Below are 16,300 nucleotides of genomic sequence, written 5' to 3'. Positions count from 1 at the left end.
AAATATGATCTCAGCAACATAAAAGAATAAAACACTGATTTTTAAGAAATTTATTTTTTAAGCTCGAACAGTGATCATAACAAATTTGCAGGCAGATCGCGATCAAATTCTACGATCGAATTGGCTTTTCCCAAGCTTTTATTCACTTTTTATACAGAGGCTGTGGAAAACTTCTTATTTATGATGATCCTATATGATCACGAAAAAGGATCCTTTATAATTACTACCTCTGCAGCGTTTTAATGATTGACTTTTATTGTCTTCATCTATAATATCTCGCGCTCGCAATGGCACCTGTGCCAGGATCGCGACCTGCATAGGATGTTTTAACCTTAACCGATCGGATGGAATTGTTATGAAAAGAACTTTTCAACCTAGCGTTTTAAAACGCAAACGTACACACGGTTTCCGTGCTCGTATGGCATCAGCAAATGGCCGTAAAGTATTAGCTCGTCGTCGTGCTAAAGGCCGTAAAGTTCTTTCTGCTTAATATAAGTGGAAGACTTTAGCTTCAGCAGGGAGTTACGTCTGTTAACTCCCTCGCATTACTCTCGAATCTTTAATGAACCAGCACGCGCTGCGACTCCTTTCTTTACTCTATTAGCTAAACGCAATGACCAAACTAATCCTCGATTAGGTCTTACGGTCGCAAAAAAACGCGTTAAAAAAGCCTGTCAACGTAATCGAATTAAACGACTTGCTCGCGAAAGTTTCCGTTTAAATCAACATAAAATCGATAACATTGATATTGTGCTTATGGTTAAAAGTGGTATTGATGAACAGTCCAACGAAGAGCTAACAAAGCAACTAAATAAATTGTGGCGAAAAATTAACGAACGCTGCAAGCCTGGTGCACCTAAACCACCACCATTTAAAAAACGCCCGAATAAATCAGCTAAATCTAATAAACAAGCCTGATAGCAATAGAATTACAGGCTTAATTAAGGTATCTTTAGCTCACCTTTTAATCATGCATTTAAAATTCTACGATGGGAATTTAAATTCATGGTATCCATTGACTAAATTAACGCAGGGGCAGACACATCATGAGGTTACTTAAACCACTTGTTGCTATTCCAAAGCGCTGTTTAGTCATGCTAATACGCGGCTATCAAAAATGGATAAGCCCATTATTAGGCCCGCATTGTCGTTTTAATCCAACCTGCTCTAGTTACGCTATTCAAGCAATTAATTTGCATGGAAGTGTAAAAGGCAGTTGGTTAGCTGTTAAACGCATATTAAAATGCCACCCTTTACATGCTGGTGGGGATGATCCCGTACCGGCAAAAAATCATATTAACCACCAACACGAGAAATAAGAGCTGTTATGGAATCGCAACGCACGTTTTTATTAATCGGCTTGATGCTTGTGTCGTTTTTATTATTTCAAGAATGGAATAACGACTACAACGCACCAAAGGCTGATCCAAGTGCCACAACACAAACACTAGGCGCAACAACACCAGAATCTGATGACTTTATTCCTGCATCATCTGACGGTGAAGTTCCAGCTGCTACTACAGCAAAGCGCTCAGTTATCGATGTAACAACTGATGTATTCACTGTTAAAATTGACACCCAAGGTGGTGACATTATTGAAGCAGACTTACTTCAGTACGAAGAGGTAAAAGGCGGTGAAACACCTTTCATGCTACTTGGTGAGTTTGACGGTAACCAATACTTCTCGCAAAGTGGCTTAATTGGTTTAAATGGCCCAGAGACAACCCTGAAAGGCCGCCCTGTTTATAAAACCACACAAAAAGCATTCACTTTAACGGGTGATGAGCTACGTGTACCACTTGAGTTTACTGACAGTAAAGGTGTGACGTTTACTAAAACTTATATCTTCAAAAAAGGCGACTACGCTGTAGATTTAGAGTACACAGTAAACAACGTAACAGCTGATCCAATTCAAGTTCAGTTATACACGCAAGTAAAACGCACAGTACAAGAAAAAGGTAGTTTAGTAGATCAAAACTACTTAGGCGGCGCATATGGTACTGAAGAAGAGCCATATGAAAAGTACAGCTTCTCAGATATGGCTGATAAGAACCTTAATATCACTACATCTGGCGGCTACATTGCATTTATTCAACACTACTTTGTAAGTGCATGGGTACCTAAGCAAGACCAACAAAACACTCTTTACACTAAGCTTGTATCTGGTAATGCGGCAATTATTGGTACTAAAGGTGAAGCAGTTAACGTACAAGCGGGTACGCAAGCAACACTTAGCTCAACTTACTATATGGGCCCGAAAGAGTCTGACGTACTAGAAGCAATTCACCCTGACTTAGATTTAACCGTAGACTACGGTTGGTTATGGTTTATCTCACAACCACTATTCGTATTACTTAAGTGGTTACACAGCATTCTAGGTAACTGGGGTCTAGCTATCATTGCAATCACGGTTATCGTTAAGACAGCAATGTACCCGCTAACAAAAGCACAATACACGTCAATGGCGAAGATGCGTGCATTACAGCCTAAAATGGCTGCGCTAAAAGAGAAGTATGGTGATGACCGTCAAAAATTCGGTCAAGCTATGATGGAAATGTACCGCAAAGAAAAAGTGAACCCTATGGGTGGCTGTTTCCCGCTGTTACTACAAATGCCAATCTTCTTAGCATTATTCTACGTATTCTTAGAATCAACAGAGCTACGTCATGCTGAATTCTTTTTATGGTTAAATGACTTATCAGCAATGGACCCATACTACGTATTACCGGTTTTATTTGGTTTAAGTATGTTCATCACTCAAAAGCTGCAACCTATGACGGTTACTGACCCTATGCAGCAAAAAATGATGACCTTTATGCCAGTAGTATTCTCTATTTTCTTCTTGTGGTTCCCATCTGGCCTAGTACTTTACTGGTTAGTATCGAACCTTATCTCAATCGCACAGATGCTAATCATCTACCGCGGTATGGAGAAAAAAGGTATTAAGGTAAGAGGCTAAACTCTCTACCCAACAAAAAGGCGCAAACTGCGCCTTTTTTAATGCCTGAAAATAGCTAACCGAGTATAGGTGAATAAACTTGATTGGGCATACTACGTTCAGTAAAGCTCAAACTTGTAGTTAGCAGCGAAGCAACCACCAAACCGATTGCAATCACCCCAGATAAACCAAGCCACTTTCCAGTCGTTGTTTTACGCTTAACCCTAAGCCAACTCATATAGATGCCAGCAGAGCTTACAAAGCTCATCAATGCACCAAATAATCCCCAAATAAGCTTGGTACCAATTCCTGCAAAGTTACCAAAGTGCAGCGGATCTGCGGTGTCTTTAATTCGTGGAAGCAGGTTTAGTTCTTCCCCTTTTTGTATACCAAGAACTTCACCGGAACTTGGTTTTAAATAAACCCTGTTAGCACGCAGGCGTAGTAAAATATCATCGTTATAACCGCGCACTTCAATAGGCTGATTTGCTTCATTAGGATAACGAATATAGCGAATATCAAGGCTAGTAAATGCCTGTTGAGCGGCTTCATAAGCAGCAGCTAAACTAATTGGCGATAGACCTTTGCGAGGACTTTGTTTTTTAAACTCACTCAAGGCTTGTGGACTAGATACATAGTGAGGTACCTTCGCGGTTTGCAGTCCATGTTCTATCAGATACCAACCCCCTGTGATGGCCATCACAGCAATAAACCATAAACTCCAAAGCCCTAACAGCTTATGCCAATCAGACCAACTACTGCGCTTATCAAGGCTAAGCGCAGCAGGTTTTTTTATAAAACCTTGCCACCAGCGCCGATACACATAAAAACTCGAAACCAATAAAATAACGAGTAAAACACTCAAACTGGTGACGATTAGTTTACCCGTCCAGCCCATCGACAAGTTCATATGCCAGTTACGTAAAAACCGCGATATCCGCGCCCACTCACCTTCACCGAGTAAGCGACCCGTTGCTGCATCTAAATACACAAAACGAAATGAATCACCGACTTTAAGGGCCGCTTCAGTGGCTAGGTAATCTTGCTTATGACGTTGTATATAGAGTAACTGAGCTTGCGGATAATGCTTATTAAGGGTGTTTTCGAGAGCTTGGTAGTTAGTAGAGGCAGAAGAAGTTAAAGCACGGTACTTAGCGTCTGTTAAGTATTCGAGTTCATGACTTAACGTAGCGAGTGTCCCCGATACGCAGGTAACAAAAAGCAGGACTCCAACAAAGAGTCCTGCCCATGAATGTAAGTTAAACCAACTTTTAGCGTTCACACGCCACCATTAAAAGTTGTATTTAGCACTTAAATAGACACGGCGTGGTTCACCAGGAAAGTGCCCTGTTCGCTCGATAAAGCCACTGCTTGCGTATTCTTTATCAAACAAGTTCTTAACTGATAGCTGCCATTGCCAGTTATCAACGGTTGTTTGCCACGCCATGTTGTAAATAGTGTAAGGTTTAACGCGTTGACCCCCTAAACTAAGCTGTTCATCAACATAATCTAAACCAGCAGAAATAGATGACGATAAACTAGCTAGCTCATAGCGTGTCCATATACCTAAAGTATTTTGCGGTGCGTTGGCAAATTTATCGCTATCAGGAATTTGGTTACGAATGCTGTCATTTGCTTCAGTAATACGGGCATCATTATAGGCGTAGCTTGCAGTAACCACCCAGCGCTCAGTGATATCACCAACCACTTCTAGTTCAAAACCTTTACTTTGAACTTCACCCACCGCAACTAAGTCATCAACGCCGTCGCCTGCAACATCACCCAATAAACTAGGCTGCAGAATGTTTTTACGTACAATATCGTACACAGCCATATTAACAGCAAGTGTGTCTTCTAATAATTTGGTTCTTAAACCTAACTCATTAATACGGCTAGTCTCTGGCGAGAATGGTCCGCCTTTTGCTGTTTCTTGATCACTGGCACCCTGTGGTACAAAGCCAGTACCATGAAGCGCATAAGGAAAGAACATATTGTTAATGCTATAGCTGGTACCAATACGGTAGGTTAAGTCGCTATCAGAAAACTCGGTTTGATTTAACAGATCTTTATCTTCAAAACGGTCATATCTTAAGCCAGCAGTAACACTCCAATTTGCAGTTATATCAAGCTGATCTTGCAAGTACGCACCAAAGCGAGTGCTATTTGTTTTACCTAACCTTGGTTTAATACTATCAAGATCATAATCATCAGCAGAGGTTAAACCATATTCAGGATCGTTAAGAGCAAGGCCTGGTACAGGACCTCCTTTACTCTGTTGCTTTGCTGTGCGGTAAGCACTTTCAAAGTCATGCTCATACCAGTCACTACCAAGCAGCACTTGATGTTGCATGTCTGCAATTATAAATTCTGCAATCGCATTAGCAGTTAAACTAAAGCCTTCGTTTTCACGTACTTGATCACGAAACTCACGATGGCTCCAATCTACAATACCGTCGTCATCAGTATCTACAAGCCCTCTTGGCTCATGGTAGTTTTGTACTTCTTTGTTATCAAAATAGCGTGTTGTGACATCTGTTCGCCAAATATCATTAAATTCATGTTTTAAAGTCGCCTGATAGACATGCGCTTCAACATTTTGAAAGTCTGTCGCCTCGTTATGATTCCAGCTAATATCAGTTAAAAAATTGCCATTATCATCAGCAGGGACTCCACGTAAACGTGCTCCACCCAACTCCTGCTCTATATAGGTATACTGAGTGGTCAATTCGGTTGTACTATTTATGAGCCAAGTATAACCAAGATCAACAATAGTATTATCGCTGCTAGTATTAGCACGGAATGGTTTTTCAGTATCACGGTAAATGCCAACACGGTAAGCATGGTTATCAAGTGATTCGCTCAATGTTCCTGTGCTTTCTAATGCCCCACTGAAGAAGTCATCATTACCCACTTCAACTTCAATACTGTGCTCACTGGTGAATTTTGGCTTCTTAGTTACATAGTTAATAATACCGCCTGGATTACCGCTACCGTATATAGCGCCAGCAGGCCCTTTTAAAACCGCAACTTGTTCTATATTAAATAATTGCGGTACAGCAAAACCATTGAAAGGGTCGCCCTTTACGCCATCATATAAAATCTCATCTTGGCGAAAACCACGGAATGTCACGCCCGAATAACTAAAAGCATTAACGCCAGCAATATTGCTATAAAGGTCGGTAATTTGACGAGCAGCCTGATCGCTGATCAGCTCCTGCGGCAGAATTTGGATTGACTGAGGAATTTTCTCTAAAGGTGTATTTGTACGAGTTGCAAAGCTTGACTCGGTTGGGCGATATAAAGAAAACGCACGGCCAACAACTTCTATTTTTTCGATCTCTTTAGAATTGGTTTGATCAGAAGTAGTAACTTCTGTTTGAGCATGGACAATGGCCGAAAAACCAGCAGCAAGTGCAATAAAAACAGCAGAAAGACGCATAATAAAAAGGGACAAAATGAATAATGCGCAACATGTTAATGAATATAATTATCATTTGCAATGCCGTTTTTTATTAATCGGAGCTAAATAAAGTATTACTTACAATGCGCTTTTAACACTTCATTGGTTAAACAGCTATTCGCATGAAATTAAGCCATAGGTTACAATAGAGCCAGCATTCATTCTTTTATTGGCATTTTTCATCGCATGATTAATCAAGACACAATTGCAGCACAAGCGACCGCACCAGGACGTGGTGGGGTTGGTATTATTCGCGTCTCTGGCAGCTTAGCTAAAACAGTGGCAGAGCACATTATTGGCCGTTGTCCTAAAACACGTTACGCAGACTATGTGCCATTTAAAAGCTTGAGCGGTGAGCAGCTTGACCAAGGTATTGCTATATACTTCCAAGGACCAAATTCATTTACCGGTGAAGACGTACTTGAGCTGCAAGGTCATGGCGGTCCTGTTGTACTTGATATGCTATTAAAAGAAATTAGCCAAATTGACGGTGTTCGTTTAGCAAAGCCGGGGGAGTTCTCTGAGCGCGCATTTATGAATGACAAGCTTGATTTAACTCAAGCTGAGGCAATTGCCGACCTCATCAATGCAACCAGCGAACAGGCAGCAAAAAGTGCCCTCCAATCTCTGCAAGGTGAATTTTCTAAGCACATCGAAACGCTGGTGGAAAAAGTCATTCACCTACGTATGTACGTTGAAGCCGCTATTGACTTTCCAGATGAAGAAATCGATTTCCTATCAGACGGTAAAGTATCAGCAGATCTCAATGCCATTATTGATCAATTAGAGAATGTAACTCAACAAGCTAAACAAGGTAGCATCATGCGTGAAGGTATGCGTGTTGTTATTGCAGGTCGCCCTAACGCTGGTAAATCAAGCCTATTAAATGCATTAGCTGGCCGAGATGCAGCTATCGTTACCGAAATAGCCGGTACAACACGTGACGTATTGCGTGAGCATATTCACATTGATGGTATGCCACTGCATATTATCGATACCGCAGGCCTACGCGAAAGCCCTGATAAAGTTGAACAAATTGGTATTGAGCGCGCATGGGAAGAAATTAACCAAGCCGATCGCGTACTATTTATGTTAGACGGCACAGACACATCAGCCACTGACCCTCATGATATTTGGCCGGAATTTATGGCCAAGTTACCAGAGGGTATGGGCGTTACTGTGATCCGAAATAAAGCCGATATTTCAGGTGAAAATGTCGGAATGGATGAACATGAACAATATCCGGTGATCCGTTTAAGTGCCAAAAATGCAGAAGGTATAGAGTTAGTTCGTACTCACTTAAAGGCATGTATAGGTTTCCAAGGGGCAACTGAAGGTGGATTTATGGCACGCCGTCGTCACTTAGATGCACTTGATCACGCAGCCTATCATTTAAACACAGGCAAAGAGCAATTAGAGATGCATATTGCTGGTGAGATCCTGGCTGAAGAGTTACGCCTAACACAACAGTTCTTAAATGAGATAACGGGTGAATTTACTTCTGATGACTTGCTAGGAAAAATCTTTAGTTCGTTCTGTATCGGTAAATAAATTCCGGTCATCAATATTATAAAAAAGAGTCGCAAGACTCTTTCTTTTGTTTTTAATTCAGCAATCAATTATCGGTTCAGGGCCGAAACCAGCCAGTAATTAAACCCAAATCAATTAGTCTAGCGATGTCATTAAACGGAGGACGTCATGGACAAATATCAACTCTTTCATCAATTACACCACCAGCAAATAGGCTTTGTACTCGCTAATGCGTGGGATCTTAGTTCAGCACAATTCATTCAGGCCGCAGGAGCTAAAGCTGTAGCAACAACCAGCTGGGGCATTGCTGAAAGTTTAGGTTTAGCTGATGGTGAGAACATCTCTTTTCAAACTCAGTTAGCGCTGGTTAAAAGCTTGACCAAATACATACATATTCCACTCTCTGTCGATATAGAATCAGGATACAGTAACGATCCGCTGCAAATTAGCCAAAACGTTCTTGCGTTAGCAAAATTGGGGGTTGCAGGTATCAACATTGAAGACTCAGACAAAGACACGAATGCACTCAGATCTATCAAACAGCAATGCACTATTATTAGTGAGATAAAGAAAGTACTTAACGAAAATGGCTTCGGCAGTTTATTTATTAACGCCAGAACCGATACCTACTTTGTTAGTGACAGCCCTTTTAAAGTCACATTGAAGCGCGCAAAAGCTTATCAAGATGCAGGTGCAGATGGTCTTTTTGTACCTGGCTTAACTAATATAGAGCACATAACCAGCTTAGCTAGCGCGATAGATATGCCACTAAATGTGATGGCTATGAACAATTTTAACTCAGCAAAAGCCGCTTTCGCTGGTGGCGCAAAACGATTTTCATTGGGTAATTCGCTCTATGATCTAGTCGGTAATACGATAAAAAACAGTTTAACTCAGATCGAAAACTAACTTAGCGAGCTAAAAAATCAGATCAAAACAGCTTTTAAGATCGAATTTAGCTAAAAATGTTATCCACATTTGAGGCTTTTTTAGATCTAAAGGCTGATTTGATCATAAAAAAACGCTGAAATTTGAATTTATTTTCATACAACTCCCCTTTTTGATAACTAATTTTCTTAAAAACCCCTTTAATTAGCGCTTATTTTAGTTTTTTTCGATCTATTTTATTGATCGCAAATTGCAAACCGATCGTTATCAACAAGCGATCTATCCACAAAACGATCATACTGTCCATTTTTATCAGATCTGAAAAATAAAGCGCTTACACACAATTAAAGATCAACAACTTAGCAAAGTTATACAATTTCTAAATTCGAGCTTGATCAGAACTTTCCCCAAATTTATTAACAGCTTGATCAAAGGGTTTAATTTACGAATAAATATAAAAAACCATTAAAAACAGTAAATTATAAAAAACATTGAATTTAAGCCGTTATTTTAGGCAGAAAAACTTATTCAGATCGTAATTCAACGCTTTACTCACACCCTAACTTAGTTATCATGTGGCCACTTATTTCTATACATGATCAATCACATGCAATCAGTAAATATCATCGTTGGCAGCCAAATGGGATCTGCTGAATACGTGGCAGAGCAACTAACAGAAGCCCTTGAACAACAAGGGATCCAAGTGCAGCTTCATGAACAGCCTGTATTTGATGATATTGATCAGCAAGATACTATTTGGTTGTTATGTACTTCTACATATGGCGCGGGAGACTACCCAGAGAACCTACTGCCATTTGTTGAATCTATTAACCAACAGGCTGATCTTAAAGGATTAAACTACAGTGTGATCGGATTAGGCGACACTAGCTACGACACCTATAACTATGCAGGCCGTAATCTAGATGAGTTATTAGCAAATAAAGGTGCAAACCGCGTGGCAGAACGCTTAGAGCTAAATATTCTTGATGAAGCGTTACCAGAAGACACAGCTTTAGCTTGGTTACCAAGCTGGATCGAGGCTGTAGGACTCAATTAAGCCGATCGGTGTTGATCGTTGTAATAAAAGTTACCCACAATTTACTGATAATTTAGATCGGATTGTGGATAAACACTGATCTAACTGCGATTTTAACCTAGTTTATCCCTTGGATAAGATCCAACCGATATTGCCCTGTGTATAAATAGCCCTTTTGATCAAAGCTTTTACGCCGGAAGATCCGATCATACTAACACCTTTAGATCTGCCTTAAAGCAATGTTTTAAAAAGCAAATTGAACATTATCAACAGATCTAGCCCTCACTAGTAGTAAGAGTAATAAAAGATCTCTTTAAAAGATCCTTTATATTATTAGAGATCACCCACTTAGATCTTGAGCACTGTTTAATCATTTATCTTCTCTAAATTTCTAGGTAGAATACGCTCCCTTTACAAAGTTTTGCTGGTTGATTAGTAGGATCCCATAAATGATTTTTCACGAACGTTTTGATGTTATTGTTGTAGGTGGTGGGCATGCAGGTACTGAAGCTGCATTAGCATCTGCTCGCATGGGCATGAATACCCTATTGCTAACTCATAATATGGATACTCTTGGTCAAATGTCTTGTAATCCGGCAATTGGCGGTATTGGTAAAGGCCATTTAGTTAAAGAGATCGATGCACTTGGCGGTGCAATGGCTCAGGCTATCGATAAAGGTGGTATTCAATTTCGTACTTTAAACTCATCTAAAGGCCCTGCAGTACGTGCTACACGTGCGCAAGCTGACCGTGCTTTGTATAAAGCCGCTATTCAACACACTTTACAACATCAAGAAAATTTAAAGATCTTCCAGCAGTCATGTGACGATCTAATCGTTGAAGGCGATCGAGTAATCGGTGTTGTAACTCAAATGGGTCTTCGTTTTAGTGCGCCTTCAGTGGTTCTTACTGTGGGTACTTTCTTAGGTGGTCAGATCCATATTGGTTTAGAGAACTTCAAAGGGGGTCGTGCTGGTGATCCACCTTCAATTGCACTTGCAGAGCGTTTACGTGAATTACCGTTCCGTGTTGATCGTTTAAAAACAGGCACGCCTCCTCGTATTGATGCGCGTACTGTTGATTTTAGCAAGATGCAAGAACAGCCTGGTGATACTCCTACTCCAGTATTCTCATTTATGGGTAAACAATCGGATCACCCACAGCAGATCCCGTGTTACATCACTTATACAAATGAAAAAACACATGATGTGATCCGTAATAACCTGCATCGTTCACCTATGTACTCTGGTGTTATTGAAGGTATTGGTCCACGTTACTGCCCATCAATTGAAGATAAGATCGTACGTTTTGCTGATAAAGATAAACATCAAATCTTTGTTGAGCCAGAAGGCTTAACATCATACGAATTATATCCAAATGGTATCTCGACGAGTTTACCATTTGATGTGCAACTTGAAATTGTGCAATCAATTACTGGCTTTGAAAATGCACATATCTGTCGTCCTGGTTATGCCATTGAGTATGATTTCTTTGATCCACGAGACTTAAAACAATCATTAGAAACTAAGTTTATTAATGGTTTATTCTTCGCAGGCCAGATCAATGGCACAACAGGCTACGAAGAAGCTGGTGCGCAAGGTTTAATTGCTGGTATGAACGCAGCATTACAAGTACAAGGTAAAGAACCTTGGACACCTCGTCGTGATGAAGCATATACAGGTGTACTGATTGATGACTTAGCAACATTAGGTACTAAAGAACCGTACCGTATGTTTACCAGCCGTGCTGAATACCGTTTATTACTTCGTGAAGATAATGCCGACATTCGTTTAACTGCTAAAGGCCGTGAACTTGGCTTAGTTGACGATGCTCGTTGGGCTGCCTTCAACGAAAAAATGGAAATCATTGAAAAAGAAACACAACGCTTAAAAGAAACCTGGATCCATAAAGATCACGTGGCTGTTGATCAAGTAAATGCGTTATTAAAAACACCACTGACTCGTGAAGCGAGCCTTGAAGATCTGATCCGTCGTCCTGAAGTTCGTTATAACGACCTAATGGCGATCGATGGTTTAGGCTCTGAGTTCGATAACCAAGCTGCACTTGAGCAAGTTGAGATCCATACTAAGTATGCAGGCTATATTGCTCGTCAACAAGATGAGATCAATAAGCAGCTACGTCATGAACAAACTGTATTACCAAAAGACTTTGATTATTCAACTGTTTCTGGTTTATCAAATGAGGTTATCGCGAAACTTACTGATAGTCGTCCAGATACAATTGGCCAAGCATCACGTATTTCAGGTATCACCCCTGCAGCTATTTCGCTATTATTAGTCTATCTGAAAAAGCAAGGCTTACTGCGCAAGACTGCGTAGTTGGTGAGGAATACAGTGTTACAACAACAATTAACTTCACTGTTAGCGCAAACTGATATTGCGCTAACAGAAAAGCAGCAACAACAACTTGTACAATATGTTGAATTATTAGACAAGTGGAACAAAGCATATAACTTAACCTCTGTTCGTTTACCTGAAGAAATGATGGTTAAACATATCATGGATAGCTTAGTTGTTGCGCCACACCTTAAAGGCAAACATTACATTGATGTTGGTACGGGTCCTGGTTTACCGGGTATCGTATTAGCCATCGCTTTACCTGATACACAATTTGTATTGTTAGATAGTTTAGGTAAACGCGTGCGCTTTTTGATGCAGGTAAAACATGCACTTGGCCTTGAAAATGTAACCCCAGTGCAGTCTAGAGTTGAAGAATATCAACCAAGTGTTAAATTAGATGGTGTATTAAGTCGTGCATTTGCCTCTTTACAAGATATGGTTGACTGGTGTGCGCACTTGATTGATCATTCAGGTAAATTTATCGCCTTAAAAGGCGTATTTCCGAGCGAAGAACTAGACTCATTACCTAAAGGTATTAAGTTTGATGAAAAAATCAGCTTGGAAGTACCTGAGTTAGATGCGCAAAGACATCTAATCATTCTTTCTAAAGACTAGGGATCAGAGCACTGTGGCAAAAGTCATCGCATTAGCAAACCAAAAAGGTGGTGTTGGTAAAACAACCACCGCTGTGAATCTTGCGGCATCGATGGCCGCGACGAAGCGTAAAGTGTTATTAATCGATCTTGATCCGCAAGGAAACGCTACCATGGGTAGTGGTGTCGATAAATACGGTGATGTTGCGACTATTTACGATTTATTGATTGAAGAAACACCAATCGATGAAGTTATCAATAGAGAAACCTCAGGTGAGTATCACTTAATTGCTGCTAATGGCGATGTGACTGCCGCTGAAGTTAAATTAATGGAATTGTTTGCGCGTGAAGTGCGTTTACGTAATGCGCTTGAACAAATTCAAGACCAATACGATTTCATTTTTATCGACTGCCCGCCTTCACTTAACATGCTTACTGTTAATGCTATGGCTGCCGCAGATTCAATTTTAGTTCCGATGCAATGTGAGTATTATGCCCTTGAAGGTTTAACGGCATTAATGGATACCATTACCCAGTTGTCTAAGCTAGTAAATCCAGCATTAACAATTGAAGGGATTTTACGCACCATGTATGATCCGCGCAATCGCCTTGCAAATGATGTATCAGAACAACTCAAACAACATTTTGGCGATAAAGTATATCGTACCGTTATCCCACGTAATGTCCGTTTAGCAGAAGCGCCGAGTTTTGGTGCCCCTGCCATGTATTATGACCGTGCATCAAGTGGTGCGAAAGCTTACTTAGCCCTAGCCGGCGAAATGTTACGTAGAAAAGAGAAAACATCTTCAGCAGTAGCCTAACTTCGAGGTAAAAAAATAACATGTCTGCTAAAAAACGCGGTTTAGGCCGAGGACTCGACGCTTTATTAAGTTCATCAAAACCTGCCTCAAGTGCAAATAATCAGCAACAAGCGACTGCAACACCAGAGCAAGTCTCTGAGGTCGTTGCAGAGCAAAGTAAAGGTGAGCTGCAAAAGTTAGCGATTGAGTTTTTACAATCGGGTAAATATCAACCGCGTAAAGACATGTCTGAAGAAGCGCTTGAAGAGTTAGCTAACTCAATACGTGCTCAAGGCATCATTCAGCCGATTGTTGTGCGCCAAATTGGTGCAGAAAAATATGAGATTATCGCCGGTGAACGTCGTTGGCGTGCTGCTCAACTTGCAAAATTAGATGCTGTTCCATGTATCATCAAAGATGTACCTGATGAGGCGGCCGTTGCTATCGCGCTTATAGAAAATATTCAACGTGAAGATCTAAATGCGATGGAAGAAGCGATTGCGTTAAATCGTTTACTTAACGAATTTGAACTAACTCATCAACAAGTCGCCGAGGCAGTTGGTAAATCTCGTACTACTGTGACTAATTTACTACGCCTAAATAATCTCAATGAAGATGTTAAAATTTTGTTAGAGCATGGCGACATTGAAATGGGTCATGCACGTTGTTTATTAGCACTTGAAGGCGAAGCGCAATCAGATGCTGCTCGATTAGCCGTTGCTAAAGCTTTAACTGTTCGTGAAACTGAAAAGCTAGTGCGTTCTATTTTAGAACCAGCCCCAAAGAAAGAAGTGCAAGAAAAAGATCCTGATGTCAAACAGTTAGAACAAAAGCTTGCTGAAAATTTAGGCGCTAAAGTAGAAATAAACTACAATAAAAAAGGCAAAGGCAAACTGGTTATCTCTTATACAACTCTTGATGAGTTAGATGGCATTTTAAGCCGTATAAATTAAGACTATTCCCGTCATTAATTAATAACATGTCCAAAAAGAGACATTTGTGGTGTTTTTGCACTACAAAGGGTCGACTCAAGTTGCAAAACTGGTAGGAATCAGTATAATTTCGCCAGTTTTCATACCCTGACAATTTAACGTTCTAAAGGTTAACAAAACGTGACTAATAGGTTAGCAAGGCCGTATAGGCTTGCCGCATTTAAATTAATTTGTCTTCAGGGTATCGTAGCATTTATCGCTGCAGTAATTGTATTTATAGGTTGGGGAGTCAATGCCGGCCAGTCAGCGCTTGCTGGCGGAGCTGTTGCACTACTCCCTAATTTTGTATTTGCTGTCTATGCATTCCGTTATATGGGTGCAAGTCGAGTAAATCAAGTGTATGCCTCGCTAAAGCGCGGCAACGGATTAAAATTTATGCTAACAATCGTTTTGTTTGCACTGATACTGAAGTCTTATACGGTCGTTTTATTACCGTTTTTCTGTGTGTATGTATTGGTGTTATTTAGCGGATTGTTTGCGCCCGTTTTTTTTAATCATTAACTTTTGGGATATAACATGGCTGCAGAAGAAGTAACTCTATCAAGCCATATTCAGCACCACTTAACTAACGCTAAGATGTGCTCGACCGACGCTGGTCTTGCCTTCAACAAAGCGTGTGCAGACAGTGGTTTCTGGACATGGAATATAGATACCCTCGCATGGTCAATCGGTTTAGGTCTGGTATTTTTATGGATCTTCCGTGGTGCCGCTAAAAAAGCAAATACCGGTGTACCGGGTAAATTTCAGTGTTTCATTGAAATGATTGTTGAGTTCGTTGGCGACAACGTACGTGACACATACCATGGTAAAAGCGCATTAATCGCTCCATTAGCTCTAACGATTTTCGTTTGGGTGTTCTTAATGAACTTAATGGACTTGATTCCGGTTGATTTCCTACCTGCATTAGCTGGCTTTGTTGGCGAGCAAGCATTTGGTATGGATTCTCACGACGTTTACATGAAGATTGTACCTACAACAGACATCAATATGACTGCTGCACTTGCTATTGGTGTATTCATTCTGATGATCGGTTATGCAATCAAAATCAAAGGGATTGGCGGATTCTTAGCTGAATTAACGCTTCACCCGTTCAGCTCTAAAAACAAGCTAGCGATGGTGTTCTTAATCCCATGTAACTTATTACTAGAAACAATCGCTTTAGTTGCTAAGCCGTTCTCGTTAGCATTGCGTTTATTCGGTAACTTATATGCTGGTGAGTTGATTTTCATCTTGATCGGCGCAGTTGGTTTAATGCAACTACCGTTGCACTTTATTTGGGCTGTATTCCACATCTTAGTAATCGTACTGCAAGCATTCGTATTTATGATGCTTACAATCGTTTACCTAAGCATGGCAAGCTCAGATAATCACTAATTTTTTACACTTTTAAATTTTAACTTTAATTTACAATTGAAACTTTGGAGAAAAAAATGGAACTAATGATTGGTCTTAAGTACATCGCTGTTGCTCTACTTATCGGCTTCGGTGCAATCGGTACTGCTATCGGCTTCGGTAACATGGGTGGTAAATTCCTAGAAGCTTGTGCACGTCAACCTGAGCTTGCACCTTCATTACAAGTTAAGATGTTCATCCTTGCTGGTCTAATCGATGCCGTAGCTATGATCGGTGTTGGTATCGCAATGGTATTGTTGTTCGTACTTTAATATTATTTTTTGAACAGCTTACTATTTTAAGGAGGAGCG

At 40.4% G+C, this 16,300-nt stretch carries 16 protein-coding genes; 14 read left to right on the top strand and 2 right to left on the bottom strand.

What is annotated here, in order from left to right:
- The first annotated feature begins 355 nt into the window (after positions 1-355).
- From rpmH to yidC, 4 genes are all read left to right on the top strand, one after another.
- Positions 356-490: a 50S ribosomal protein L34 gene (gene rpmH / locus J8Z25_RS17140; protein WP_045980711.1), complete on the top strand. Its 135-nt coding sequence runs from the start codon at positions 356-358 to the stop codon at positions 488-490.
- A gap of 5 nt (positions 491-495) precedes the next feature.
- Complete coding sequence (rnpA, locus tag J8Z25_RS17135; RefSeq protein ID WP_130050126.1) at positions 496-918, top strand: ribonuclease P protein component; 423 nt, start codon at positions 496-498, stop codon at positions 916-918.
- Positions 919-1,046: 128 nt separating this feature from the next.
- The gene (gene yidD, locus J8Z25_RS17130; RefSeq protein WP_054563758.1) at positions 1,047-1,319 is read left to right on the top strand and encodes a membrane protein insertion efficiency factor YidD; all 273 of its coding nucleotides are present in this window, start codon (positions 1,047-1,049) and stop codon (positions 1,317-1,319) included.
- An 8-nt stretch (positions 1,320-1,327) separates the two neighbouring features.
- Positions 1,328-2,959: a membrane protein insertase YidC gene (yidC, locus tag J8Z25_RS17125; RefSeq protein WP_167659032.1), complete on the top strand. Its 1,632-nt coding sequence runs from the start codon at positions 1,328-1,330 to the stop codon at positions 2,957-2,959.
- Positions 2,960-3,014: 55 nt separating this feature from the next.
- Here the strand turns inward: yidC and J8Z25_RS17120 are convergent, their stop codons facing one another.
- A complete protein-coding gene (locus J8Z25_RS17120) occupies positions 3,015-4,220 on the bottom strand; it encodes a PepSY-associated TM helix domain-containing protein (RefSeq protein WP_250661490.1) in 1,206 nt (401 codons plus the stop codon).
- Positions 4,221-4,229: 9 nt separating this feature from the next.
- Positions 4,230-6,377, bottom strand: a complete 2,148-nt coding sequence (locus J8Z25_RS17115; protein WP_250661489.1) for a TonB-dependent siderophore receptor — start codon at positions 6,375-6,377, stop codon at positions 4,230-4,232.
- A gap of 207 nt (positions 6,378-6,584) precedes the next feature.
- Between J8Z25_RS17115 and mnmE the strand changes: the two genes are divergently transcribed.
- The 10 genes from mnmE to atpE all read left to right on the top strand — a co-directional run bounded on the left by mnmE (position 6,585) and on the right by atpE (position 16,261).
- Entirely contained in the window at positions 6,585-7,949 is a 1,365-nt protein-coding gene (gene mnmE, locus J8Z25_RS17110; RefSeq protein WP_130050130.1) for a tRNA uridine-5-carboxymethylaminomethyl(34) synthesis GTPase MnmE, read from the top strand.
- 147 nt (positions 7,950-8,096) lie between these two features.
- Positions 8,097-8,837 (top strand): isocitrate lyase/PEP mutase family protein, encoded by a 741-nt coding sequence (locus J8Z25_RS17105; RefSeq protein ID WP_250661488.1) that lies wholly within the window; start codon positions 8,097-8,099, stop codon positions 8,835-8,837.
- A 586-nt stretch (positions 8,838-9,423) separates the two neighbouring features.
- Positions 9,424-9,873: an FMN-binding protein MioC gene (gene mioC / locus J8Z25_RS17100; protein WP_250661487.1), complete on the top strand. Its 450-nt coding sequence runs from the start codon at positions 9,424-9,426 to the stop codon at positions 9,871-9,873.
- Positions 9,874-10,301: 428 nt separating this feature from the next.
- On the top strand, positions 10,302-12,191 hold the full coding sequence (gene mnmG / locus J8Z25_RS17095; RefSeq protein ID WP_130050133.1) for a tRNA uridine-5-carboxymethylaminomethyl(34) synthesis enzyme MnmG: 1,890 nt from the start codon (positions 10,302-10,304) through the stop codon (positions 12,189-12,191).
- Between the two features lie 15 nt (positions 12,192-12,206).
- A complete protein-coding gene (gene rsmG, locus J8Z25_RS17090) occupies positions 12,207-12,827 on the top strand; it encodes a 16S rRNA (guanine(527)-N(7))-methyltransferase RsmG (protein WP_054554802.1) in 621 nt (206 codons plus the stop codon).
- Positions 12,828-12,840: 13 nt separating this feature from the next.
- On the top strand, positions 12,841-13,626 hold the full coding sequence (locus tag J8Z25_RS17085; protein ID WP_250661486.1) for a ParA family protein: 786 nt from the start codon (positions 12,841-12,843) through the stop codon (positions 13,624-13,626).
- Between the two features lie 20 nt (positions 13,627-13,646).
- On the top strand, positions 13,647-14,558 hold the full coding sequence (locus J8Z25_RS17080; RefSeq protein ID WP_250661485.1) for a ParB/RepB/Spo0J family partition protein: 912 nt from the start codon (positions 13,647-13,649) through the stop codon (positions 14,556-14,558).
- Positions 14,559-14,717: 159 nt separating this feature from the next.
- Complete coding sequence (locus J8Z25_RS17075) at positions 14,718-15,098, top strand: ATP synthase subunit I (RefSeq protein ID WP_239977147.1); 381 nt, start codon at positions 14,718-14,720, stop codon at positions 15,096-15,098.
- 15 nt (positions 15,099-15,113) lie between these two features.
- Positions 15,114-15,971, top strand: coding sequence for a F0F1 ATP synthase subunit A (gene atpB, locus J8Z25_RS17070; protein WP_130050136.1), 858 nt, complete (start codon positions 15,114-15,116; stop codon positions 15,969-15,971).
- 56 nt (positions 15,972-16,027) lie between these two features.
- Positions 16,028-16,261: a F0F1 ATP synthase subunit C gene (gene atpE, locus J8Z25_RS17065; protein ID WP_010561330.1), complete on the top strand. Its 234-nt coding sequence runs from the start codon at positions 16,028-16,030 to the stop codon at positions 16,259-16,261.
- The last annotated feature ends 39 nt before the right edge of the window (positions 16,262-16,300 follow it).

The sequence above is a fragment of the Pseudoalteromonas sp. SCSIO 43101 genome, assembly GCF_023650775.1.
GTDB lineage: Bacteria > Pseudomonadota > Gammaproteobacteria > Enterobacterales > Alteromonadaceae > Pseudoalteromonas > Pseudoalteromonas apostichopi.
The sequence above is the reverse complement of the archived record's forward strand: the minus strand, read 5'-3'. Positions and strand labels throughout refer to the sequence as shown.

Coding starts and splice junctions, on each gene's coding strand:
- rpmH (WP_045980711.1), top strand. CDS start 356: ATGAAAAGAACTTTTCAACCTAGCGTTTTAAAACGCAAACGTACACAC.
- yidD (WP_054563758.1), top strand. CDS start 1,047: ATGAGGTTACTTAAACCACTTGTTGCTATTCCAAAGCGCTGTTTAGTC.
- yidC (WP_167659032.1), top strand. CDS start 1,328: ATGGAATCGCAACGCACGTTTTTATTAATCGGCTTGATGCTTGTGTCG.
- J8Z25_RS17115 (WP_250661489.1), bottom strand. CDS start 6,377: ATGCGTCTTTCTGCTGTTTTTATTGCACTTGCTGCTGGTTTTTCGGCC.
- mnmE (WP_130050130.1), top strand. CDS start 6,585: ATGATTAATCAAGACACAATTGCAGCACAAGCGACCGCACCAGGACGT.
- J8Z25_RS17105 (WP_250661488.1), top strand. CDS start 8,097: ATGGACAAATATCAACTCTTTCATCAATTACACCACCAGCAAATAGGC.
- mioC (WP_250661487.1), top strand. CDS start 9,424: ATGCAATCAGTAAATATCATCGTTGGCAGCCAAATGGGATCTGCTGAA.
- mnmG (WP_130050133.1), top strand. CDS start 10,302: ATGATTTTTCACGAACGTTTTGATGTTATTGTTGTAGGTGGTGGGCAT.
- J8Z25_RS17080 (WP_250661485.1), top strand. CDS start 13,647: ATGTCTGCTAAAAAACGCGGTTTAGGCCGAGGACTCGACGCTTTATTA.
- atpB (WP_130050136.1), top strand. CDS start 15,114: ATGGCTGCAGAAGAAGTAACTCTATCAAGCCATATTCAGCACCACTTA.
- atpE (WP_010561330.1), top strand. CDS start 16,028: ATGGAACTAATGATTGGTCTTAAGTACATCGCTGTTGCTCTACTTATC.